The sequence below is a fragment of the Actinoplanes sp. NPDC049681 genome, assembly GCF_044465265.1.
GTDB lineage: Bacteria > Actinomycetota > Actinomycetes > Mycobacteriales > Micromonosporaceae > Actinoplanes.
Map to the genome: position 1 here is coordinate 457,974 of NZ_JBITLP010000001.1, position 17,410 is coordinate 475,383.

At 69.1% G+C, this 17,410-nt stretch carries 19 protein-coding genes, 2 tRNA genes, 1 other RNA gene and 1 pseudogene; 16 read left to right on the forward strand and 7 right to left on the reverse strand.

Annotation, left to right across the window (positions count from 1 at the left end; translation table 11 throughout):
* Window positions 1–14 precede the first annotated feature (14 nt).
* Complete coding sequence (locus tag ACIBO8_RS02125) at window positions 15–1,169, reverse strand: hypothetical protein (protein WP_396113240.1); 1,155 nt, start codon at window positions 1,167–1,169, stop codon at window positions 15–17.
* 92 nt (window positions 1,170–1,261) lie between these two features.
* Here ACIBO8_RS02125 and ACIBO8_RS02130 point away from each other — a divergent pair.
* The 4 genes and pseudogenes from ACIBO8_RS02130 to ACIBO8_RS02145 all read left to right on the forward strand — a co-directional run.
* Window positions 1,262–2,209 (forward strand): annotated as a pseudogene (locus tag ACIBO8_RS02130) (prephenate dehydrogenase); the annotation flags it as partial.
* Window positions 2,210–2,250: 41 nt separating this feature from the next.
* Window positions 2,251–2,835 carry a DinB family protein gene (locus ACIBO8_RS02135; protein ID WP_396113241.1) on the forward strand — a complete coding sequence of 195 codons (585 nt, stop codon included), beginning with the start codon at window positions 2,251–2,253 and terminating at the stop codon, window positions 2,833–2,835.
* Window positions 2,836–3,010: 175 nt separating this feature from the next.
* Window positions 3,011–3,526 (forward strand): tRNA adenosine deaminase-associated protein, encoded by a 516-nt coding sequence (locus ACIBO8_RS02140; protein ID WP_396113242.1) that lies wholly within the window; start codon window positions 3,011–3,013, stop codon window positions 3,524–3,526.
* Between the two features lie 26 nt (window positions 3,527–3,552).
* Complete coding sequence (locus tag ACIBO8_RS02145; RefSeq protein ID WP_396113863.1) at window positions 3,553–3,975, forward strand: nucleoside deaminase; 423 nt, start codon at window positions 3,553–3,555, stop codon at window positions 3,973–3,975.
* Here ACIBO8_RS02145 and deoD read toward each other — a convergent pair.
* Window positions 3,972–4,679, reverse strand: coding sequence for a purine-nucleoside phosphorylase (gene deoD / locus ACIBO8_RS02150; protein ID WP_396113243.1), 708 nt, complete (start codon window positions 4,677–4,679; stop codon window positions 3,972–3,974). The genes ACIBO8_RS02145 and deoD overlap by 4 nt on opposite strands.
* 108 nt (window positions 4,680–4,787) lie before the next feature.
* On the opposite strand from deoD, the gene ACIBO8_RS02155 reads away from it, so the two are divergent.
* Together ACIBO8_RS02155 and ACIBO8_RS02160 are read left to right on the forward strand one after the other, a co-directional pair.
* A tRNA-Ser gene (locus ACIBO8_RS02155) sits at window positions 4,788–4,877 on the forward strand.
* A 161-nt stretch (window positions 4,878–5,038) separates the two neighbouring features.
* Entirely contained in the window at window positions 5,039–5,365 is a 327-nt protein-coding gene (locus tag ACIBO8_RS02160) for a hypothetical protein (protein WP_396113244.1), read from the forward strand.
* Window positions 5,366–5,634: 269 nt separating this feature from the next.
* Here the strand turns inward: ACIBO8_RS02160 and ACIBO8_RS02165 are convergent, their stop codons facing one another.
* Window positions 5,635–6,000, reverse strand: a complete 366-nt coding sequence (locus tag ACIBO8_RS02165) for a hypothetical protein (protein WP_396113245.1) — start codon at window positions 5,998–6,000, stop codon at window positions 5,635–5,637.
* A gap of 720 nt (window positions 6,001–6,720) precedes the next feature.
* Here ACIBO8_RS02165 and ACIBO8_RS02170 point away from each other — a divergent pair.
* Window positions 6,721–7,134: a hypothetical protein gene (locus ACIBO8_RS02170; protein ID WP_396113246.1), complete on the forward strand. Its 414-nt coding sequence runs from the start codon at window positions 6,721–6,723 to the stop codon at window positions 7,132–7,134.
* A 107-nt stretch (window positions 7,135–7,241) separates the two neighbouring features.
* On the opposite strand, the gene ACIBO8_RS02175 is transcribed toward ACIBO8_RS02170, so the two are convergent.
* Entirely contained in the window at window positions 7,242–7,460 is a 219-nt protein-coding gene (locus ACIBO8_RS02175) for a hypothetical protein (RefSeq protein ID WP_396113247.1), read from the reverse strand.
* Between the two features lie 945 nt (window positions 7,461–8,405).
* Here ACIBO8_RS02175 and ACIBO8_RS02180 point away from each other — a divergent pair.
* On the forward strand, window positions 8,406–9,212 hold the full coding sequence (locus ACIBO8_RS02180) for a hypothetical protein (protein ID WP_396113248.1): 807 nt from the start codon (window positions 8,406–8,408) through the stop codon (window positions 9,210–9,212).
* Window positions 9,213–9,275: 63 nt separating this feature from the next.
* Entirely contained in the window at window positions 9,276–9,680 is a 405-nt protein-coding gene (locus ACIBO8_RS02185) for a DUF2809 domain-containing protein (protein WP_396113249.1), read from the forward strand.
* On the opposite strand, the gene ACIBO8_RS02190 is transcribed toward ACIBO8_RS02185, so the two are convergent.
* Window positions 9,619–10,020: a glutaredoxin domain-containing protein gene (locus tag ACIBO8_RS02190; protein WP_396113250.1), complete on the reverse strand. Its 402-nt coding sequence runs from the start codon at window positions 10,018–10,020 to the stop codon at window positions 9,619–9,621. The genes ACIBO8_RS02185 and ACIBO8_RS02190 overlap by 62 nt on opposite strands.
* A 39-nt stretch (window positions 10,021–10,059) precedes the next feature.
* Here ACIBO8_RS02190 and ACIBO8_RS02195 point away from each other — a divergent pair, with 39 nt between their 5' ends.
* The 6 genes from ACIBO8_RS02195 to ACIBO8_RS02220 all read left to right on the forward strand — a co-directional run bounded on the left by ACIBO8_RS02195 (window position 10,060) and on the right by ACIBO8_RS02220 (window position 14,350).
* On the forward strand, window positions 10,060–11,286 hold the full coding sequence (locus tag ACIBO8_RS02195; RefSeq protein ID WP_396113251.1) for an ArsB/NhaD family transporter: 1,227 nt from the start codon (window positions 10,060–10,062) through the stop codon (window positions 11,284–11,286).
* Between the two features lie 5 nt (window positions 11,287–11,291).
* Window positions 11,292–11,726: a universal stress protein gene (locus ACIBO8_RS02200; protein ID WP_396113864.1), complete on the forward strand. Its 435-nt coding sequence runs from the start codon at window positions 11,292–11,294 to the stop codon at window positions 11,724–11,726.
* Between the two features lie 240 nt (window positions 11,727–11,966).
* Window positions 11,967–12,176 (forward strand): hypothetical protein, encoded by a 210-nt coding sequence (locus tag ACIBO8_RS02205; RefSeq protein ID WP_396113252.1) that lies wholly within the window; start codon window positions 11,967–11,969, stop codon window positions 12,174–12,176.
* Between the two features lie 231 nt (window positions 12,177–12,407).
* Window positions 12,408–12,749 (forward strand): STAS domain-containing protein, encoded by a 342-nt coding sequence (locus ACIBO8_RS02210; RefSeq protein WP_396113253.1) that lies wholly within the window; start codon window positions 12,408–12,410, stop codon window positions 12,747–12,749.
* 32 nt (window positions 12,750–12,781) lie between these two features.
* A complete protein-coding gene (locus tag ACIBO8_RS02215) occupies window positions 12,782–13,582 on the forward strand; it encodes a class I SAM-dependent methyltransferase (protein ID WP_396113255.1) in 801 nt (266 codons plus the stop codon).
* Window positions 13,583–13,849: 267 nt separating this feature from the next.
* A complete protein-coding gene (locus ACIBO8_RS02220) occupies window positions 13,850–14,350 on the forward strand; it encodes a hypothetical protein (RefSeq protein WP_396113256.1) in 501 nt (166 codons plus the stop codon).
* 159 nt (window positions 14,351–14,509) lie between these two features.
* Here ACIBO8_RS02220 and uvrA read toward each other — a convergent pair whose 3' ends face one another.
* Window positions 14,510–16,978: an excinuclease ABC subunit UvrA gene (gene uvrA / locus ACIBO8_RS02225; protein ID WP_396113257.1), complete on the reverse strand. Its 2,469-nt coding sequence runs from the start codon at window positions 16,976–16,978 to the stop codon at window positions 14,510–14,512.
* A gap of 111 nt (window positions 16,979–17,089) precedes the next feature.
* Window positions 17,090–17,177, reverse strand: a tRNA-Ser gene (locus ACIBO8_RS02230).
* 84 nt (window positions 17,178–17,261) lie between these two features.
* Here ACIBO8_RS02230 and ffs point away from each other — a divergent pair.
* An RNA gene (ffs, locus tag ACIBO8_RS02235) (signal recognition particle sRNA small type) lies at window positions 17,262–17,352 on the forward strand.
* Window positions 17,353–17,410 lie beyond the last annotated feature (58 nt).

Below are 17,410 nucleotides of genomic sequence, written 5' to 3' on the forward strand. Positions count from 1 at the left end.
TGCATGGTCGGAGCTCAACTGAACTGCGCGAACCTCTTCTGGGACACCCCGTCCACCGTGGTGAACGCGCCGCCTGCCGCGAACGCGCCGACCGTCGTGCTGGCCGCCATCGTCAGGACGCCCTCGATGCCGTTCATGTTCGCCGTCCAGTCGCGCAGGTGACCGTCGTCGAGCGCCAGGGCGGCCAGCTTGATCCGGTCGTCCGAGCCGTCGAGGCAGACCCCCTGATCTCCGGTACGGGCGGTGCGGCACGCGTGGTCGAAGTGGCCGCCGACGTACACCGTGTCGCCGAGGGTGGTGATCGCCTGGGCGTCGCCGTCGAAGGTCGCGCTCCAGCGCTTGGTGCCCGTCAGCGTGTACGCGGCGGCCGTCCCACCCTGGCCGCCGTGTGCGGTGTACACGCTGTCCGAGGTCACCGCGATGGCGAACACGATGACGGCGGGCTTGGGCTTGAAGCCGGTGACGATCGCGGCGGACGCGGGGTCGAGGGCGACCAGGCGGTCGTAGCCGCTGGTGCTGTTGACCTTGTGGAACTTGCCGCCGACGTAGACCCGGCCGCTCGCGGTGGCGAGGGCCTCGACCTGGTCGTCGGCCGTGGGCTTCCAAGCGGCGTCGAGGACGCCGGTGGACAGGTCGAAGGCGGCGAGCCGGGTGCGGACCTGGCCGTTCACCTTGGTCAGGGTGCCGCCTACGTACAGGCGGCCGTTCGCGGCGGCCAGGGCGTACGGCTTGCCCTCGATCGCGTGCTTGAAGGTGCTGGACACGGCGCCGCTGGTGGCGTCGAGCCGGGCGAGGCTGTCCCGCTTCTGCCCGCTCACGTAGCCGAAGTCACCGCCGACGTAGACCGACGATCCGCTCACGGCGATCGCCTTCACCCGCCCGTCGGCGGTGGGCGCCCACGGCAGCAGTTCTCCCGTGTACGCGTTGACGGCGGCGAGCCGGCTCCGGGCGTAGCTCTTGCCCTTGACGATCGCCGAGGTGAAGTCGCCCCCGACATAGATCGTGCTGCCCGAGTAGGCCACGGCCAGCACTGTCCCGTTGAAGCCCGGCACGGCGTCCGACGTCTCCGACACCGCCGCCTGCGCGGGCGTCGCCGCCGTGGCGAGGACCGCGCCGAAGGTTGCCAGGACCACCATGCATTGCTTGCGAAGTTTGCCCCTGTACGTCACATCCCGAAACGTAACCGTATTGATGTGGGTTATCTAGTGACGAAACGGACTAAAAGCTACATGGCCGTACGGATGATGCGAGCCGGTGTGGGACAGTCACCGGCGTGAACGTCGCGGTCATCGGTCTAGGTCTCATCGGCGGCTCCCTGTTCCGGGCCCTCGCCGGCCACGGGCACGAGGTCACGGGGTACGACCTCTCCCCGGAGACCCGTCAGGCCGCCGCGGCCGTGGGACAGGTGGCCGACAGCATCGCCGAAGCCGTCGAGGGCGTGGACGTGGTGGTGCTCGCCGTGCCGTTGCCCGCCCTGCCGTCGGTCCTCCGCGAGCTCGACGGTTTCCCCGGGCTCATCACGGACGTCACCTCGGTCAAGGTCCCGGTGCGAGACCTCGTCGGCCACCTACGGTACGTAGGCGGGCACCCCATGGCCGGCACGGCGGAGTCGAGCTTCCTCGCCTCGGACCCGCACCTGTTCGACGGCTGCGCCTGGGTGCTCTGCCTCGAGCCGCAGACCGCGCTCGAGGACTGGCTGCGCCTCGCGGAGCTGTGCATCGCGCTCGGCGCCCGGGTGGTTCCGGCGACCGCCGGCGAGCACGACGAGGCGGTGGCCCGGATCAGCCACATCCCGCACCTGCTCGCCGCGGCCCTGACAAACCTGATCGACGGGCATCCGCTCGCCGGGTCGCTCGCGGCAGGTTCGTTCCGCGACGGTACGCGTGTAGCCGCCACCCGCGCGGAACTGATCGCGGCCATGTGCGGCGGTAACGCGCCGGCCGTACGCCGGATCCTGCCGGACGTGCTGGCGGACCTGGAGGCGTACGCGGGGCGCCTGGCCGAGCCGGAACCGGTCGCGGCTCTGACGCCGCTGCTGCGCCGGGCGGGGGAGCTGCGCCGGAACTGGCCGGCTGCTGCGTGCGTACCCGTGGAATTGGACCTTGATCGGGATGCGCTGCTGGCCCTCGGGCGTGCGGGCGGCTGGGTGACCGGCGTCGGCCCGAAACTGTCCGGAATGCGGCCAGAAAGTGACCTGAATGGCTCCTAGGCTTCAGGGGTAGCCGAGAAACACGAGGACAGGAGAACGTCATGCCCGGTCAGGTCGGTGCCTTCAGCAACGAGCGCGAGGGCCTCCTCGCCTACCTCGCGCAGATGCGGTACGTGCTCAGGCTCACCGCGTACGGCCTCACCCCCGAGCAGCTGCGCGCCGCGCCGACGGCGAGCCCCCTGACCATCGGTGGCCTGATCAAGCACTGCGCGTCCACCGAGGCGAGCTGGATCGACACCGTTCGCCGCGAGCCGCGCCCGGTCGACTACCAGGCGTACGCGGACAACTTCCGGCTCGCGGACGGCGAGTCCATCGAGGACGTCCTCGCGCACTACGAGCGTGTGGCCGAGCGGACCGAGAAGACCATCGCGGAGATCGCCGACCTGGGTCAGGACGTGCCGGTCGACCACTCGGTGCCGTGGAACCCCAAGGACATCGACAACTGGTCGGTGCGCTGGGTCCTGCTCCACCTCATCCAGGAGACCGCCCGGCACGCGGGCCACGCCGACATCATCCGCGAGGCGGTCGACGGCGGTACGGCGTACCCGATCATGGCCGCGGCAGAGAACTGGCCGGACTCGCCGTGGATGCAGAAGTGGCAGCCGTCCGGGGAGCAGCGCGGCTGACCGCGCCGCCCGGCGGCGGGGGGACAAGGCCGGGACGGCAGCGCCCGGCCGTGTCCCACGCAACGAGCTGTGCCCGTACCGTCAAGAGAGCTTGTCTCCTTCGGGGCGTGGCGCTTCGCTCGGGCCGATGCAGCGACTACCGTCTCGCTGAGAACAGACGTTCGTGGGGGGATTCGTGTCGACTTTCGCTGCCGCCGTCGCTCGGGGCAAGAACGGCTGGACGGCGTCCGAGCTGGAGCTCGCCGGGCTGGCCGACATCGATGAGGTGGTGGACAGGCTGCGGGACGCCGAGCCCGACGCCGACCTGTCGTTGCTGTTCGTCGAGGCGGACGACCAGTATCTGGTGATCCTGCGCCTGGACGAGGGCGAGGATCTGCGGGTGTTCGGGTCCGACTCGGCGTTCGCCGACGAGTCGCGGCTCGGCGCGCTGCTGCTCGCCGACGTGGAGACGCCGGCGCTGGAGATCGACGACCTGGCCGCGGGGTCCGGCGACGACGAGGAGGAGCGGCCCGCCGCCGATCCGGACGCCGATCCGGTCGGCGACGTCGAGCTCCTCGCCGACCTCGGGGTCAACTCGCATCGGCTGCTCACCCTGTGCGGCCTCGAGGGCATGCTGCCGTCGGACGTCACCGCGGAGATCTGCCAGAAACTGGGCTGCGGCGACGAGCTCGAGGAGCTGCGCGAGGCGTGAGGCCCGGTCCCCGGCACGAGACGTGGATGCGCCGGGCCATCGCCGTCGCCTCCTCGTTCCCGGAGGACGTACCCGTCGGCGCGGTCGTCTTCGACGCCGACGGCAACGAGCTGGCCGCCGCCGGCAACGAGCGGGAGGCCACCGGCGACCCGACCGCGCACGCCGAGATCCTGGCGTTGCGCCGGGCCGCGCTGCTCACCGGCAGCTGGCGGCTGCCGGACTGCACGCTGGTCGTCACCCTCGAACCGTGCACGATGTGCGCCGGCGCGCTCGTGCTGGCCCGGGTCGGCACGCTGGTCTTCGGCGCCTGGGAGCCGAAGACCGGCGCGGTCGGGTCGCTCTGGGACGTGGTGCGGGACCGGCGCCTGAACCACCGCCCGGAGGTGTATTCCGGGGTGCTCGAGGCGGAATGCTCGGCCCTGATGCGGGACTTCTTCCGCGGTGTCTAGGCGATCGCCGTGTCCAGGCCGATCTGCACCATGTCGGAGAAGCCCTGCTCGCGCTGCGCCGAATCCATCTTCTCGCCGCGCTTGATGTGGTCGCTGACCGTCAGGATCGTCAGCGCCTTCGCCCGGTAGCGGGCCGCGATGGTGTAGATCGCCGCCGACTCCATCTCGACCGCCAGCACGCCGTAGTCGGCGAGCGTGTCGTAGAGGTCGGGCCGGTCGGTGTAGAACGCGTCCGCGGCCAGGATCGGGCCCACCCGCAACGCGATACCCCGCCGGTCGGCAACGTCGGCGGCGGTCCGCAGCAGCCCGAAGTCGGCGACCGGCGCGTAGTCGATCAGGCCGTCGAACCGCACCCGGTTCATGTTCGAGTCGGTGGCCGACCCGATCGCGGCGACCACGTCACCCAGGTTCAGATCCTCGGAGAGGGCGCCGCACGACCCGATGCGGATCAGGGACTTGGCGCCGTACTCGTTGATCAGCTCGTGGCTGTAGATCGAGGCCGACGGCATGCCCATGCCGGATCCCTGCACCGAGACGGGCACCCCCTGCCACGTACCGGTGAATCCCAGCATCCCGCGGACCTGCGTGTAGCAGACGGGATCCTTCAGGAACGTCTCGGCGATCCACTTCGCCCGCATGGGATCCCCGGGAAGCAGAACCCGCTCGGCAATGTCGCCCGGCTTCGCGCCGATGTGCACACTCATGCCGTCGATCCTGCCAGGCCGCTCCCCGGCAGGTGCCGCGACCTGCTTGTTCACGCCACCGGGTATCCCGGCGGTGAGGCCGGTGAGCGGTCGGGTAATCTACTTCGCGGTGGTGTGTCCGAGCGGCCTAAGGAGCACGCCTCGAAAGCGTGTGAGGGTTTACGCCCTCCAAGGGTTCAAATCCCTTCACCACCGCCACCAGCAGGGCAGACGCCCGGCAGCTCTTAGCGAGCTGCCGGGCGCTTCTGTGTCTGGTCTCAGTTCTGGTCTCATGACGTGCGTCTGTCGCCGTGCATCGACGCAGGGCCCTGCTCGCGGAGACGAACGGCCCCAATCCACCACGCAGCGGTCGTGTCAACATGAGCTCTGCGGAGGAAGCCGAGCGTAGCCGCGACGTGTCGGAAGGCTGGGACAGGATGAAGATCTTCGTTAGTTGGTCGAAGCCAATCAGTATGAAGTTCGCCCAGCTACTCCGTGAATGGCTTCCCGACGTTATTCAAGAGGTGAGCCCATGGGTATCAAGCGAAGACATCGAGAAGGGTCAGCGGTGGGCTCTCGAGGTGGGCGAGAAACTCGACGCTATTAGCGAAGGCATCCTTTGTGTCGCAGCCGAAAATCAACACGAGCCTTGGCTGACATTCGAGGCAGGAGCCCTTGCGAAGTCGTTGAGTAACGGCAAAGTTTGACCGGTATTGCTTGGACTAAGTGCAACTGACGTTACAGGGCCACTTTCTCAGTTCCAGTCGACAATTGCGACAGACAGAGAAGACATGTTCAAGTTGATAGGCTCACTCAACAGAGGCTGTGTGTCTCCACTGGAATCGCGCCGGTTGGAGAACGCTTTCAATCGGGAGTGGGATTCGTACTTGCGAGTGCTCGCCAAATCGGAGAAATGGTAACAGCGTCTCAGGTCGACCCGGATGTCCGCAAGCCGGACGACATGATTCGCGAAATCCTAGAACTGGTGATGCGCGCCGAACCCGCACGCCCACGCCAGGTTCGTGCCGAACTCGGCCCCGGACTTTTGCCAGGACGGAACGATCGGCACCCGGGTCGCGTCGCGGAACGCAGCAAGAGAGAACCGCGGGCGCCGCTGCGCGTCCAGGCTGTCGACCATCACCGGTCCGGTCGGGCCGTCCTCGTCGGTGTCGTCCAGGGCGCCGACGTCGTCGGCGTTCGGGTCGGGGGTGGTGCCCGCCGTTCGGCGGGTGCATGCGGCGTCCAGGTCCACCACCTCGGCGTTGGGTGAGCCTGCGAGGTCGTGTTCGGCGGCGGTCCAGTCGAAGTCGTCACGGTCGGGTGGTGGGGGTTGCGTACTCACGGTCGGGTCCTCCGATCGAGTGGGCGTGCCCGGGTCTGCGGGGTGGCTGAGCTGCCGTAATACGGTCAGGCGATGACCATCGCGGCGACGAACGGAACAGGTAGTGCAGGGACTGATCCAGGGCGTAGGCGCCGGTGCCGATCGACGGGATGTCGTCACGGCCCGGTCGAGGTGCGCCGAGGGCGTGGAAGCCGCCGAGCCCGGTCAGTTCGGCGAGTGTGCGCAGCGGGGCGCGCCGGTCGGCCAGGTAGTGCTGACCGCGCTGATAGCAAGCCCGGCGGCCACCTTGCCGAGGCTCAGCGGCAGGCCCAGCACTGGACCAGAACGGGGAGGGCGGCCACGCCGGTCGCCGTATAGGCGGCCACGTGAGCGGCGCTAGCACCGCCCCCGCCCCGCGGCCCGTGCGCGATCAGGAGCCGGTGAGCTGACGTGACGTGACACCTGAAACAAGGTCACCTCACGCCGGTACGGCTCTAGGGGGTATGGCTGGCACTTCGTCACCGTTGCGAAGGGGATCCCGACGATGGATTGAACGATGGTGCGGGTCAGAATCATTGCGGGCGTCGCAAGCGCGAACGGATCAACATTCACTTTCCGCAATGGAGCGCACTCATAGCGTCACAATGCGGTGGTTAGCCGTCGTCCCATGGGGATGCAAGTTGATGATCGTGCATGTTATTGTCGCTCGCGACTGCACGATGATCCGATAGCAAATCAACGGTGAAACGGGGAAAGCTAATGCGTCTAACAATTACTCGGGCGGCGCGCGTGGCGGTTGCATCCGCCCTGCTGGCTGCGGGGCTCAGCGCTGTCTCTGCTCAGCCGGCATCTGCCGCTGACAGCTGCTTAGGGTGGATGGGCAACCGGGAGAATGGCGATGGGTCGGGCATCATCAAGGAAGGTACCTGGAATCTTAAAACGGGTCCATATTCAACCTGCGACAACGCCTACGTTGTCCATGGGGGAGCGAAGATGTGGTGGATGTGCATGCACAACAACATCTACGGCGTTCACTGGGTTTATGGACGAATGGAAGGCACGAACAAGAAGGGCTGGATTTCGTACGACAATTTTGCCTCTATCGATAGTTCGGACGACAATCATGATGGCGAAATCACCCTTGCGTGGTGTTAGTAATCCATAAAGGTAGTGGCTGCAGGGGCCGGTATCCGGCCCCTGCAGCGTTCGTCTCAGCAGCCGCGCGGGCAGTGGGTCCCGGGATGGCCGCGCTCCGCGTGGACTCAGTAGCCCTGTCGGCGCAGCGCGGCGTGTGCCGCCCTCGGCTCGGCCTGCGTGCTGTTGCGCGCCGCGCGGTCGAAGGCGTTCTTCGCTCGGGTGAACTCGCGGCTGTCGATGTCGCAGTCAGCGGCGTCGGTTTCCTTCATGCCGAGCTTGAGCAGTTCGCGCACCACCTCGCGGCGCACCGGGGGCTCGGGGTCCTTGCGGCTGAAGATGCCCATCACTTCTGCCTCACGATGCGGGCGTGGATGCCTTTGCTGACGACGGTGGCCTTGTAGCCGTCCTGGTCGATCGGGCCGGTGTAGCCGGAGGCGCGCAGGTCGTGGAAACGCTTGTCTCGCGGGGTTTCCGGTGAGCGGTCCTAGTTGCGGCTAGTCGTCATCAGCTCAGCTCCTTGGGCGGTCACGGAGCGCCAGGATCTGGCTGACCTTACGCGTGTGCTGGGTAGTACTTCCGGATCTGCCGGAGGTGACCTCGGTGCGGGTCACGTTCATTTCCGAGCGGGGTACTGCGCACATCCCACGTCACGGATTCCGCACAAAAGCGGCCAGCGCTCAGCCGTATCGGTGTTGGAGACGGGCGGCGGCCTCGGCGTGCTCCCGGCGCCGGGCGGCTTCCTTAGTTCCTGCGCCGGCGCGTGTAGCTGAAGGCGGGGGCCCACGTACGTCGGGTCTGCCGCCGCTCGTGTCTCGTTTCGGTGGCGGCGAGACCGTCGTGGTCTCAATTTTGGCCTCGTTCGCGGCCGTACGGCGGGGTTCGGTGCAGATCGCCAGGACCCTTGCCCTGCAGCTCACGTAGGGTGGCGCAACGGGCGGGACGCTAGATCACAGACCTCGAAAGCGTGTGAGGGTTTACGCCCTCCAAGGGTTCAAATCCCTTCACCACCGCCACTGAGCAGGGCGTTTTTGTGTCCGAGATCCAAATACCGCAAGCCTCAACTAACTTATTGTAACGTCCGCCCATCACAGCATGTAGCGAGGGTGGCGGCTCCGATCTCCCGATCACATGACCCTGTTTCCCGCACGGAAACCGCCCAAACGTCGCGACACGGCGGAGAACTCGACTGTCTAGTCGCGGGACGGGGGAACTGCCGTGGCTTTCGCTGGAGGCTGGATTGGCTGATCGGCCGAGGCTTAGCGCACATGCATTCACTACTCTTCGTAGTTATGGAAAACCTCAAGACACGCACAGTTACTAGCCGTCGTCGCTTCCTCTCGGTGCTCGCCGCCGGTGTCGCCCTGGGAACCGTCGTCTCGACCGGTCTGTCGGTGCCCGCCCTGGCTGCGGTGGCCGAGTCCGGCTCGGACCTGAGCGGCTGGACGACCGTGGTGGGTGACGGCGTGTACGCCGCCGCCGGCCAGGCGCCGGTGACCAGTGCCGACATCGCCGTCGAGCACCGTGGGACCGACTCGCGCCTGCGTGCCAACGTCCAGAACCGGGGCATCATGGCGCACGCGATCTCGTTCAAGCGGGTCACCGACGTGTCGATGATGAAGGTCGTTCACCAGGCCAGCTACTCGTTCCAGATGCCGTACGTGCCGTCCACCGCCGGCGGCCCCCGCAACGCGCAGACCGTCGAGGGTGGTCTGTTCGTCTGGGACGGCATCAACACCCGCGTCGACCACGGCACGGCTTTCCAGTGGGTGCTCAACCCGTGGCAGTCGAACTTCGGCCAGATCAGCGTGTGGACCAGCGCCAACGGGGGCAGCTGGGCCAAGGCCGGCTACCTCAAGCCGGACACCGCGTGGCACAACGTCTCGATGACGGTGGACCCGGTCAACCAGAAGGTTCAGCTGATCATCGACGGTGTGAACATGAACGCGCCGTACTCGCGGACGCCCAAGAGCGGCTGGGGCACCGACGTGTCCGCCCGTCTGCAGACCGAGATCATCTCGATCTACCCGGGTGCCAACGCCACCTGGGCGCCGCAGCACGAGGTGCTCGTCCGGGACTGGAGCTGGACCCGCCAGTAATCTTCTCCCCGTGAATCTCCACCGTGCGGCCCCCGGAGCACCTCCGGGGGCCGCATCGTGTTCATGATCCGGCGCCGGCTCTTCCCCCTGGCCGGCGCCGTTCTCATCGTGGGCGTCGCCTTCCTGGTCCGGGCCGTCGCCGGCGGGCCGCTCGAGCAGTACGCCGGCACCGCCCTCTACGCCTCGCTCGTCTACGCCGGCGTCTTCGTGCTCCGCCCCGGGGCGCACCCGATCACCGCCGGGGCGAGTGCGGTCCTCTTCTGCTGGCTCGTCGAGTTTTTCCAGCTCACCGGGATACCCGCCCGGTTCCCCGCGGCCCATCTGATCCTCGGGGCACGGTTCGACGCGACCGATGTCGTCTGGTATCCGGTGGGTGTCGTACCGCTGGTCGTCGCCCACCTGGCGGTCAGAGCGCGGCGCGGATCCGGCGGGGGTCGGGGTTCACCAGCGGCTCGCCCGCCAGGATGACCGTCGGCACCGTCTCGTTGCCGCCGGCCACCGCCCGTACGGCCGCGGCACCCTCCGGGTCCCGCCAGATGTCGACCCAGTGGGCGCGCCGGGCACGGAGGCCGACCGTGGCGCGCAGCCGGAGGCAGAACGGGCAGCCCGGCCGCCAGTAGATGATCGGCTTGCCGTCCCCCGCGCTGCGGCGTTGTGCCTCGGCTGCGGGGATCGAACGGGGGAAGGCCAACGGGGAGACGGCCACCGCCAGCACCGCGAGGACGACCAGCGGCAGCGGCCCCTCGGCGAAGGCGAGGGCGATGCCGGTGGCGAGCAGCACACCGGCGGGGAGCCATCGACGCAGCATGGTTTCGACGCTACGGGATCCGGGCATCAGGGGCCCCTTGTGATCACCGTGGTGCCGCTCGTGCTCCTGGCCGGCGTGCTGGGGTTCGCCGTCGCGCGCCCGGGCGGGCTGCCCGAGGCGGTCGCCGCGGTGCCCGCCGCCGTCATCGTCGTCGCGACCGGCCTCGTGCCCTTGCGTGACGCCCTCCACGAACTCGCCGGCCTGGGCCCCACGGTCGGTTTCCTGGCGGCGGTCCTGCTCCTGGCCCATCTCGCGGACCGGGCCGGGGTTTTCCGGTACGCCGGAGCCGTGGCCGCCCGATGGAGCCGGGGTTCGCCGCGGCGGCTGCTCGGCATCGTCTTCGTGCTCGCCTCGGTGGTGACCGCGGCGCTGAGCCTCGACGCCACGGTCGTGCTCCTCACCCCGGTCGTCTTCGCCACCGCCTCGACCCTGGCCGTACGCCCCAAGCCGCACGTCTACGCCTGCAACCACCTGGCGAACTCGGCCTCCTTGCTGCTGCCGGTGTCCAATTTGACCAATCTGCTCGCGATGTCGGCGGCCGGTCTGTCGTTCCTCGCCTTCGCCGGCCTGATGGTGCTCCCATGGCTGGCGGTCATCGCGGTCGAGTACGTGATCCTGCGCCGCTTCTTCGCCGACGACCTGGGCACCCCGGCGCATCCGGGTGAGGTCGACCAGCCGGCTCCGCCGCGGTTCGCGCTGGTGGTGCTGGGGCTGACCCTCGCCGGCTTCGCGGCCGCCGGTCCGGTGGGGGTGCACCCCGGCTGGGTCGCGTTGATCGGTGCGCTGGCTCTCGCCGTACACGAAAAGGAGCGTGCCGGAACCCTCCTGCGCCGGGCCGATCCGGGCTTCTGCCTCTTCGTCCTGGCCTTGGGCGTGGTGGTGCTAGCGGTGAGCCGCGGCCCGGTCGGTGCGCTCGTCGATCGGGTGGCGCCCCGGCAGGCCGGCGTGCTCGGCCTTCTCGTCATGGCGGGGCTGGCGGCGGTGCTGGCGAACCTGGTCAACAACCTGCCGGCGACGCTCATGCTGCTGCCGGCGGCGGCCCACACCCCGGGCCTGGTGCTGGCGGTGCTGCTCGGTGCCAACATCGGGCCCAACCTCACGTACGTGGGTTCGCTCGCCACCCTGCTGTGGCGGCAGATCCTGCACCGCCGTGGGCATCCGCCGGCGACCGGGGAATTCCTCCGGCTCGGCCTGATCACCGTGCCGGTCTGCCTGCTCACGGGGGTGGCCGGATTGTGGCTTGGTCTGCGAGTGTCAGGGCTGTGAAGGTCATGGTGTGGCTCGACGAGGGCACCTGGGAGTCGTGTGTCGACGCCGCGCGCGAGCTGGGTGGGGAGATCACCCTGCTGCACGTCCTCGACGTGGACACAGAAGCGGCATTGAGCGGATCGGCCGGGCTCCTCGGCCGGGTGGCCGGCGCCGATCCCGCGGAACTGTTGGGCGCGGCCGAATCCCGGCTGCTGCGTGCCGCGGCCGACCGGCTCGACCGTACGGCGGAGACGCTCACCCTTCGTGGTCGCCCGGAGCGCGAAGTGGTGGCCGCGTGCGCCCAGGCCGACCTGTTGATCCTCGCTCGCGACGGCGATCTCAGCCGGCTCGGACCCCGCAGTCTGGGGCACCGTACGCGCTTCGTCGTTGATCACGCACCGTGCCGAGTATTGCTGGTCTGGCCGGAGGCGCCACCCGGCGTCGCCTCGATCCCATGATCAAATCTGCTGGTCGGACGACGGTTACGTGTCGGTACGGTTTCGTCGCCTCGATGAAGCGTGGCCACCTGCGATGACTACGCAGAGTGTCAGGTAGGGAGCCGCCCTAATATGGGCACCCCACCGCAAGTCGTGGGGTGGAAAACCACCGGATCGGACAATGCGCTTCGTCCTGCCGTCGAAAAACTTTCGCAGATTTGCCTCGCGCAGAGGCGTCGATATCTGTCATAAGGTCGACACGTGAGAGTTGAGCAGCACTGGTGGAATGGTGACGTCCGGCTTGCACGCCGGGACGTCTACGTCCGCACCGATGGCGAGGTCTGGGAGGTCGAGGCCCAGATGGGTGGCCCCCAGGGCAAGTCCAAGGTGCAGCAGTGTCCGGGAAAGGCGTCCGCGCTGATCCTGGCAGACGCGTGGCGTGGTCCACGCTGGCAGTGGCGTCAGCTGTAAGACGCCAGGAGCCGGGCTGCGCCGCACGCAACCTTCTCTCGGCCAGCCGTTGATCGGGCCGGATCCCTCGGGATCCGGCCCGTTTTCTCTGACCGTCCTTCAAGGATTCGAGACGTCGGCGGCCGCGCAATGCGGATGCTCATGCGCGATCTGGACGGACGCTTTGTGCGCCATCCACTGATCGGCCACATCTAGCATGGAAACCCGCGCAACTAGGACGAAAGCGATGCCATGCAGGCCACCGTGACCGACCACCGCACCGACGTCGCCGTGCTCCGCCTGAGCGGCGAGCTCGACGCCGACACCGCATCAAAACTCCACGAGCTGCTCGCCGACCTGCTCGAACGGCCGGTCCCGCGCATCGTGGTGGACCTGTCCGCCCTGAAGTTCTGCGACTCCGTCGGCCTCAGCGCCTTCATCACGGCCAAACAGGTGATCTCCGCCCGCGGCGGCTGGCTGAGCTTCGCCGGCGCCAACCGCTTCCTCGTCGACCTGCTCGACACGGTCGGGCTCAGCCGCTATTTCGCCATCTTCCCCGAGGTGGACGACGCGATCGCGGCAGCACAGATATAGAGTGTCGCCGTTCCCGGGCCGAGGGGGCGGCGATGGCCGAGCAGTACGACGCGTACCGGCGTGACCTCTGGCGCAACAAAGCGGACGCCTACGGGCGCAGCTTCGCCGGGCTGTGCGCCTACCCCGTCGATCAGTTGCTGGACGCCGTCCGGGCCTCCGCCGGGACGAGCATTCTGGACGCCGGCTGCGGTACCGGCTCGCTGGCCGAGGCCGCAGCGAAGCGCTCATCCGACGTCATCGCGGTCGACGCGGAACCGAGCATGGTCGCCGCGACCGCCGCACGGATCCCGTCGGCCCGTACCGCGCTCGCCGTTCTGCCCACCCTCCCGTTCCGGACCGCATCCTTCGAGGCCGTCGCGGCCAACTTCGTCGTCAACCACGTCGCCCGCCCCGCAGCGGCCGTGACCGAGCTGGCCCGGGTGACCCGCCCGTCGGGTCGCGTCGGCGTGACGGTGTGGCCGCAGCCCGCGCCACCCCTGCAGCGACTCTGGGACGAGGTCGTGGAGGCGGCCGGCGTGATCAGGCCATTGATGCCCGGGGTTGCCGAGGACTTTGCCCGTACGCCGGACGGGCTCGGGGAGCTGCTCGAGCGGGCGGGTCTGGGAGAGGTCCAGGTCCGGACCGTGCGCTGGGAGCACCGGGTGGACCCGGAAGTCTGGTGGGCGGGGGCGGCCGGCGGCCTGGCGAGCATCGGGTACGTGATCAGCCGGCAGGACGCTGCCACGGTCCGGCGGATGAAGGAGTGCTACGACGAGCTCGTCCGGGCGCATCTCGACCGGGACGGGCTGCTCCGCCTGCCGACGGCGGCGCTGCTGGGCGCGGGGGCCCGCTGACGCCGGAGGCCGGCGCCCGCGGACGGGACCGAACTCGAGTGGCTCTGCCTGGAACCAGCCTGGACGGCGTCAGGGGATCGGGGGCGGATGGGTGGGCGATGAGGCTGGGGCCAGCGTGCCCGGCCGTCATCGCCGGGGTGCTTCGGGAAGGCACTGACCCGGATGGTCCCGGCGGCGAGGCACAAGTGCCCTTGGCCGGAGGTCGCGAACCGATCGCCTGGGAACCGAGCACGAACGCCGTTTGCCTGGAGCGATCATCATCGCGTTGTGGCCGACGCAGAAGACCTCGTGTGGTTCGCCGAGCAGGACGAGCGCTACCCGCACTATCAGGTTCCGCTTTTTCTCGGCGTGCTCTTCCTTGCGCTGCCCGTGGCCGCGTTGGTCGACGACGGTGTGGTCATCGCCCTGGTGATGGTGGTGCCGTTCTTGATCTTCGTGGGGGTGATCGTGCGGGATTACCGGAGTAAGAGCCGGGCGGTGGTGAGGGTGCGGCTCGTCCCGTCGGAGCGGCCGGCGGAGGTCGTCGTGTCCCGGGCGGACGGCGGCATCGTGACGCATCCCGTGGGGGCGCTGCGAAAGCTGGAGGTGGAGAGCGTGGCGGGGTACGCCGGCGAGTTCCGCCGCATGTGCCTGTTTTTCGACGATGGGGTCGAGTACACGCGGGCGGGCCGTGCCGACGACGCGGAGCAGTGGGCCGCAGCCCTGCATGTTCTGGAGATCAAGATTGAGCCCATGACCTCGTTGCGGGACCAGGACGATCTGTCTTGACGCAGGGCGATGCGTCGAGCGGTCAGCCATACCCCCGTTACCCCGAAACCCGGGCCGAGTGTCCACTTCGGCGGCAAGCGTTGATCAGTCACGGGGCGGGGTCGTGGCAGGCCAATGACCACTTTGCAGGTGGCTCTGACGGCCGGGGAGGCCAACCGCTCAGGAGCGCTCGAGGCGGCGCGCCAGATGGCGCCCGGTCGCGCTGTCCCCGGCCTCGGCGATCGTGGCGGGAGGGCCGGTCGCGACGACCCGGCCGCCCGCGTCACCACCGCCCGGGCCGAGGTCGATGACCCAGTCGGCGCCGGCGATCGTGTCCAGGTCGTGCTCGACCAGGACGACGGTGTTGCCGGCATCGACGAGCCGGTGCAGTTGCTGCAGCAGCAGCGCGATGTCCGCGGGGTGCAGCCCCGCGGTCGGCTCGTCGAGCAGGTAGAGCGCGTGGCCGCGGCGGGCCCGCTGCAACTCGGTGGCGAGCTTGATGCGCTGGGCCTCGCCACCGCTGAGCTCGGTCGCCGGCTGGCCCAGCCGCAGGTAGCCCAGCCCCACCTCCCGGAGCGTCTCGAGGCTCCGCGAGGCGGCCGGAACGTCGGCGAGAAACTTGGCGGCGGCGTCGACGGACATCGCCAGCACGTCCGCGATGTTCTTACCGCGGTAGGTCACCTCCAGCGTCTCCGTGCGGTACCGCGCGCCGTGGCAGGCCGGGCACGGCGCGTAGGTCCCGGGCAGGAACAGCAGTTCGACCGCGACGAACCCTTCGCCCTGGCAGGTCTCGCACCGCCCCTCCGCGACGTTGAAGGAGAACCGCCCGGCCGCGTACCCGCGCGCCTGCGCCTCGTCCGTCGCCGCGTACAGCTTGCGCACCGCGTCGAACATCCCGGTGTAGGTGGCCAGATTGGACCGGGGCGTGCGGCCGATGGGCCGCTGGTCGACCCGGACCAGCCGGTCGAACGAGTCGAGGCCCGCCGCGTCCCGTACGTCGACGTCGAGCTCCGCCTCGTCGGGCTCGTCGCTCGCCAGCCCGAGGTGGCCACGCACGACCTCGGCGAGCACCTGCGTGACCAGCGTCGACTTCCCGGAACCGGACACCCCGGTCACCGCGGTCAGCACACGGAGCGGCACGTCGACGGATACGCCGTGGAGGTTGTGGCGAGAGACGCCGCGCAGGTGCAGCCAGCCCTGGGGCGTACGCGGGCGATGATCGAGCGGCTCGGCACGGCCGAACAGGTGCCGGCTGGTGGCCGACTCCTCGACCTGTTCGAGGCCGGGGACCGGACCGCTGTACAGCACGCGTCCGCCGCTCTCGCCCGCGCCGGGGCCGATGTCGACCACCCAGTCCGCCCGCCGGACCACGTCCATGTCGTGCTCCACGACGAACAGCGAGTTGCCCGCCGCCTTCAGCCGGTCCAGCACGTCCAGCAGCGGCTCCGCGTCGGCCGGGTGCAGGCCCGCGGAGGGCTCGTCGAGCACGTAGACGACCCCGAACAGGCCCGAACGCAACTGGGTGGCGATACGTAGGCGCTGCGCCTCGCCGGGCGACAGCGTCGTCGAGCGGCGCCCGAGGCTGAGGTACCCCAGGCCGAGGTCGAGCAGCACCTCGACCCGCGCGACCAGGTCGGCGCAGAGCCGGACCGCCACCTCGGTCGACTCCCCGGACCGGGCGGTCGGTGTGGCAGCCCCGGCCCCGGACAACCCCGCGGCGGGCCGCAGGACCGCCACGAGGGCGGCGAGGGGCATCGCGTTGACGTCGGCGATGGTGCGGCCGGCGAAGGTCACCGCGAGCGCCTCCGGGCGCAGGCCGCTGCCGTGGCACACCGGGCAGGGCACGCTCCGGACGAACCGCATCGCCCGCTCACGCATCCGGTCGCTCTTGGAGTCGGCGAGTACGTGCATGACGTGCCGACGAGCGCTCCAGAACTTCCCGTAGTAGCCGCTGTCGAGGCGGTCACGCTCGGGCTCGACGAGGACGGACGGCTGCTCGTCGGTGTAGAGCAGCCAGTCCCGGTCCTTCTTCCTGAGCTTGCGCCACGGTCTGTCGATGTCGATCCCCAGGCCGCTCACGACGCTGCGCAGATTGGCGCCCTGCCAGGCGCCCGGCCAGGCCGCGATGGCGCCCTCGCGGATGCTCAGCGACGGGTCCGGGACGAGCAGGTCCTCGGCGACGTCGTGCACGACGCCCAGTCCGTGACACCGTGGGCAGGCGCCGGCCGCGGTGTTGGGGGAGAACGCCTCGGCCTCCAGCCGCGGGGCGTCCGGCGGGTAGGTCCCGGCGCGCGAGTAGAGCATCCGCAGCAGGTTGGACAGCGTGGTGATGGTGCCGACCGTCGACCGCGAACTGGGTGCCCCGCGACGCTGTTGCAGGGCCACGGCCGGCGGCAGGCCGGTGATCTCCTGCACGTGCGGCGCACCGACCTGCTGCAACAGCCGGCGGGCGTACGGCGCGACGGACTCGAAGTACCGGCGCTGCGCCTCGGCGTAGAGCGTGCCGAAGGCCAGCGAGGACTTGCCCGAACCGGAGACGCCGGTGAAGGCGACCATGGCATCGCGGGGAATGTCGACGTCGACGTTCCGAAGGTTGTGCTCGGCGGCGCCCCGGACGCGCACGAACCGGTCAATAACCTCATTTTTCACCGGGTCTGCTTACCCTGTTCGGCGGCGCCGAATCGTCGCCACGAGCGCTGACCACCTACGCAGAAGGGCCGATCCCTCAGGGGTCGGCCCTTGCGTCGTGCCTGGTCTGGCTGGCGGAGGATACGAGATTCGAACTCGTGAGGGTGTGAACCCAACACGCTTTCCAAGCGTGCGCCCTAGGCCTCTAGGCGAATCCTCCGTCCGACAGGATACAGAACCCGGCGACCGGGTTTCCGCGGGACTGCCCGGTGGCTCGCCTGAGGCTCCGGGTACGCTGTCCCACAGCCCCTCGTGCGGCGCGTACCCCGTGAACCTCCCCAGGGCCGGAAGGCAGCAAGGATAAGCGGGCTCTGGCGGGTGCACGGGGGGTCCTTCACTTCTGGGGCACGCCGTTTGTTCTTGTCACACCCTCGACGGAGAATGGCGCGGTCG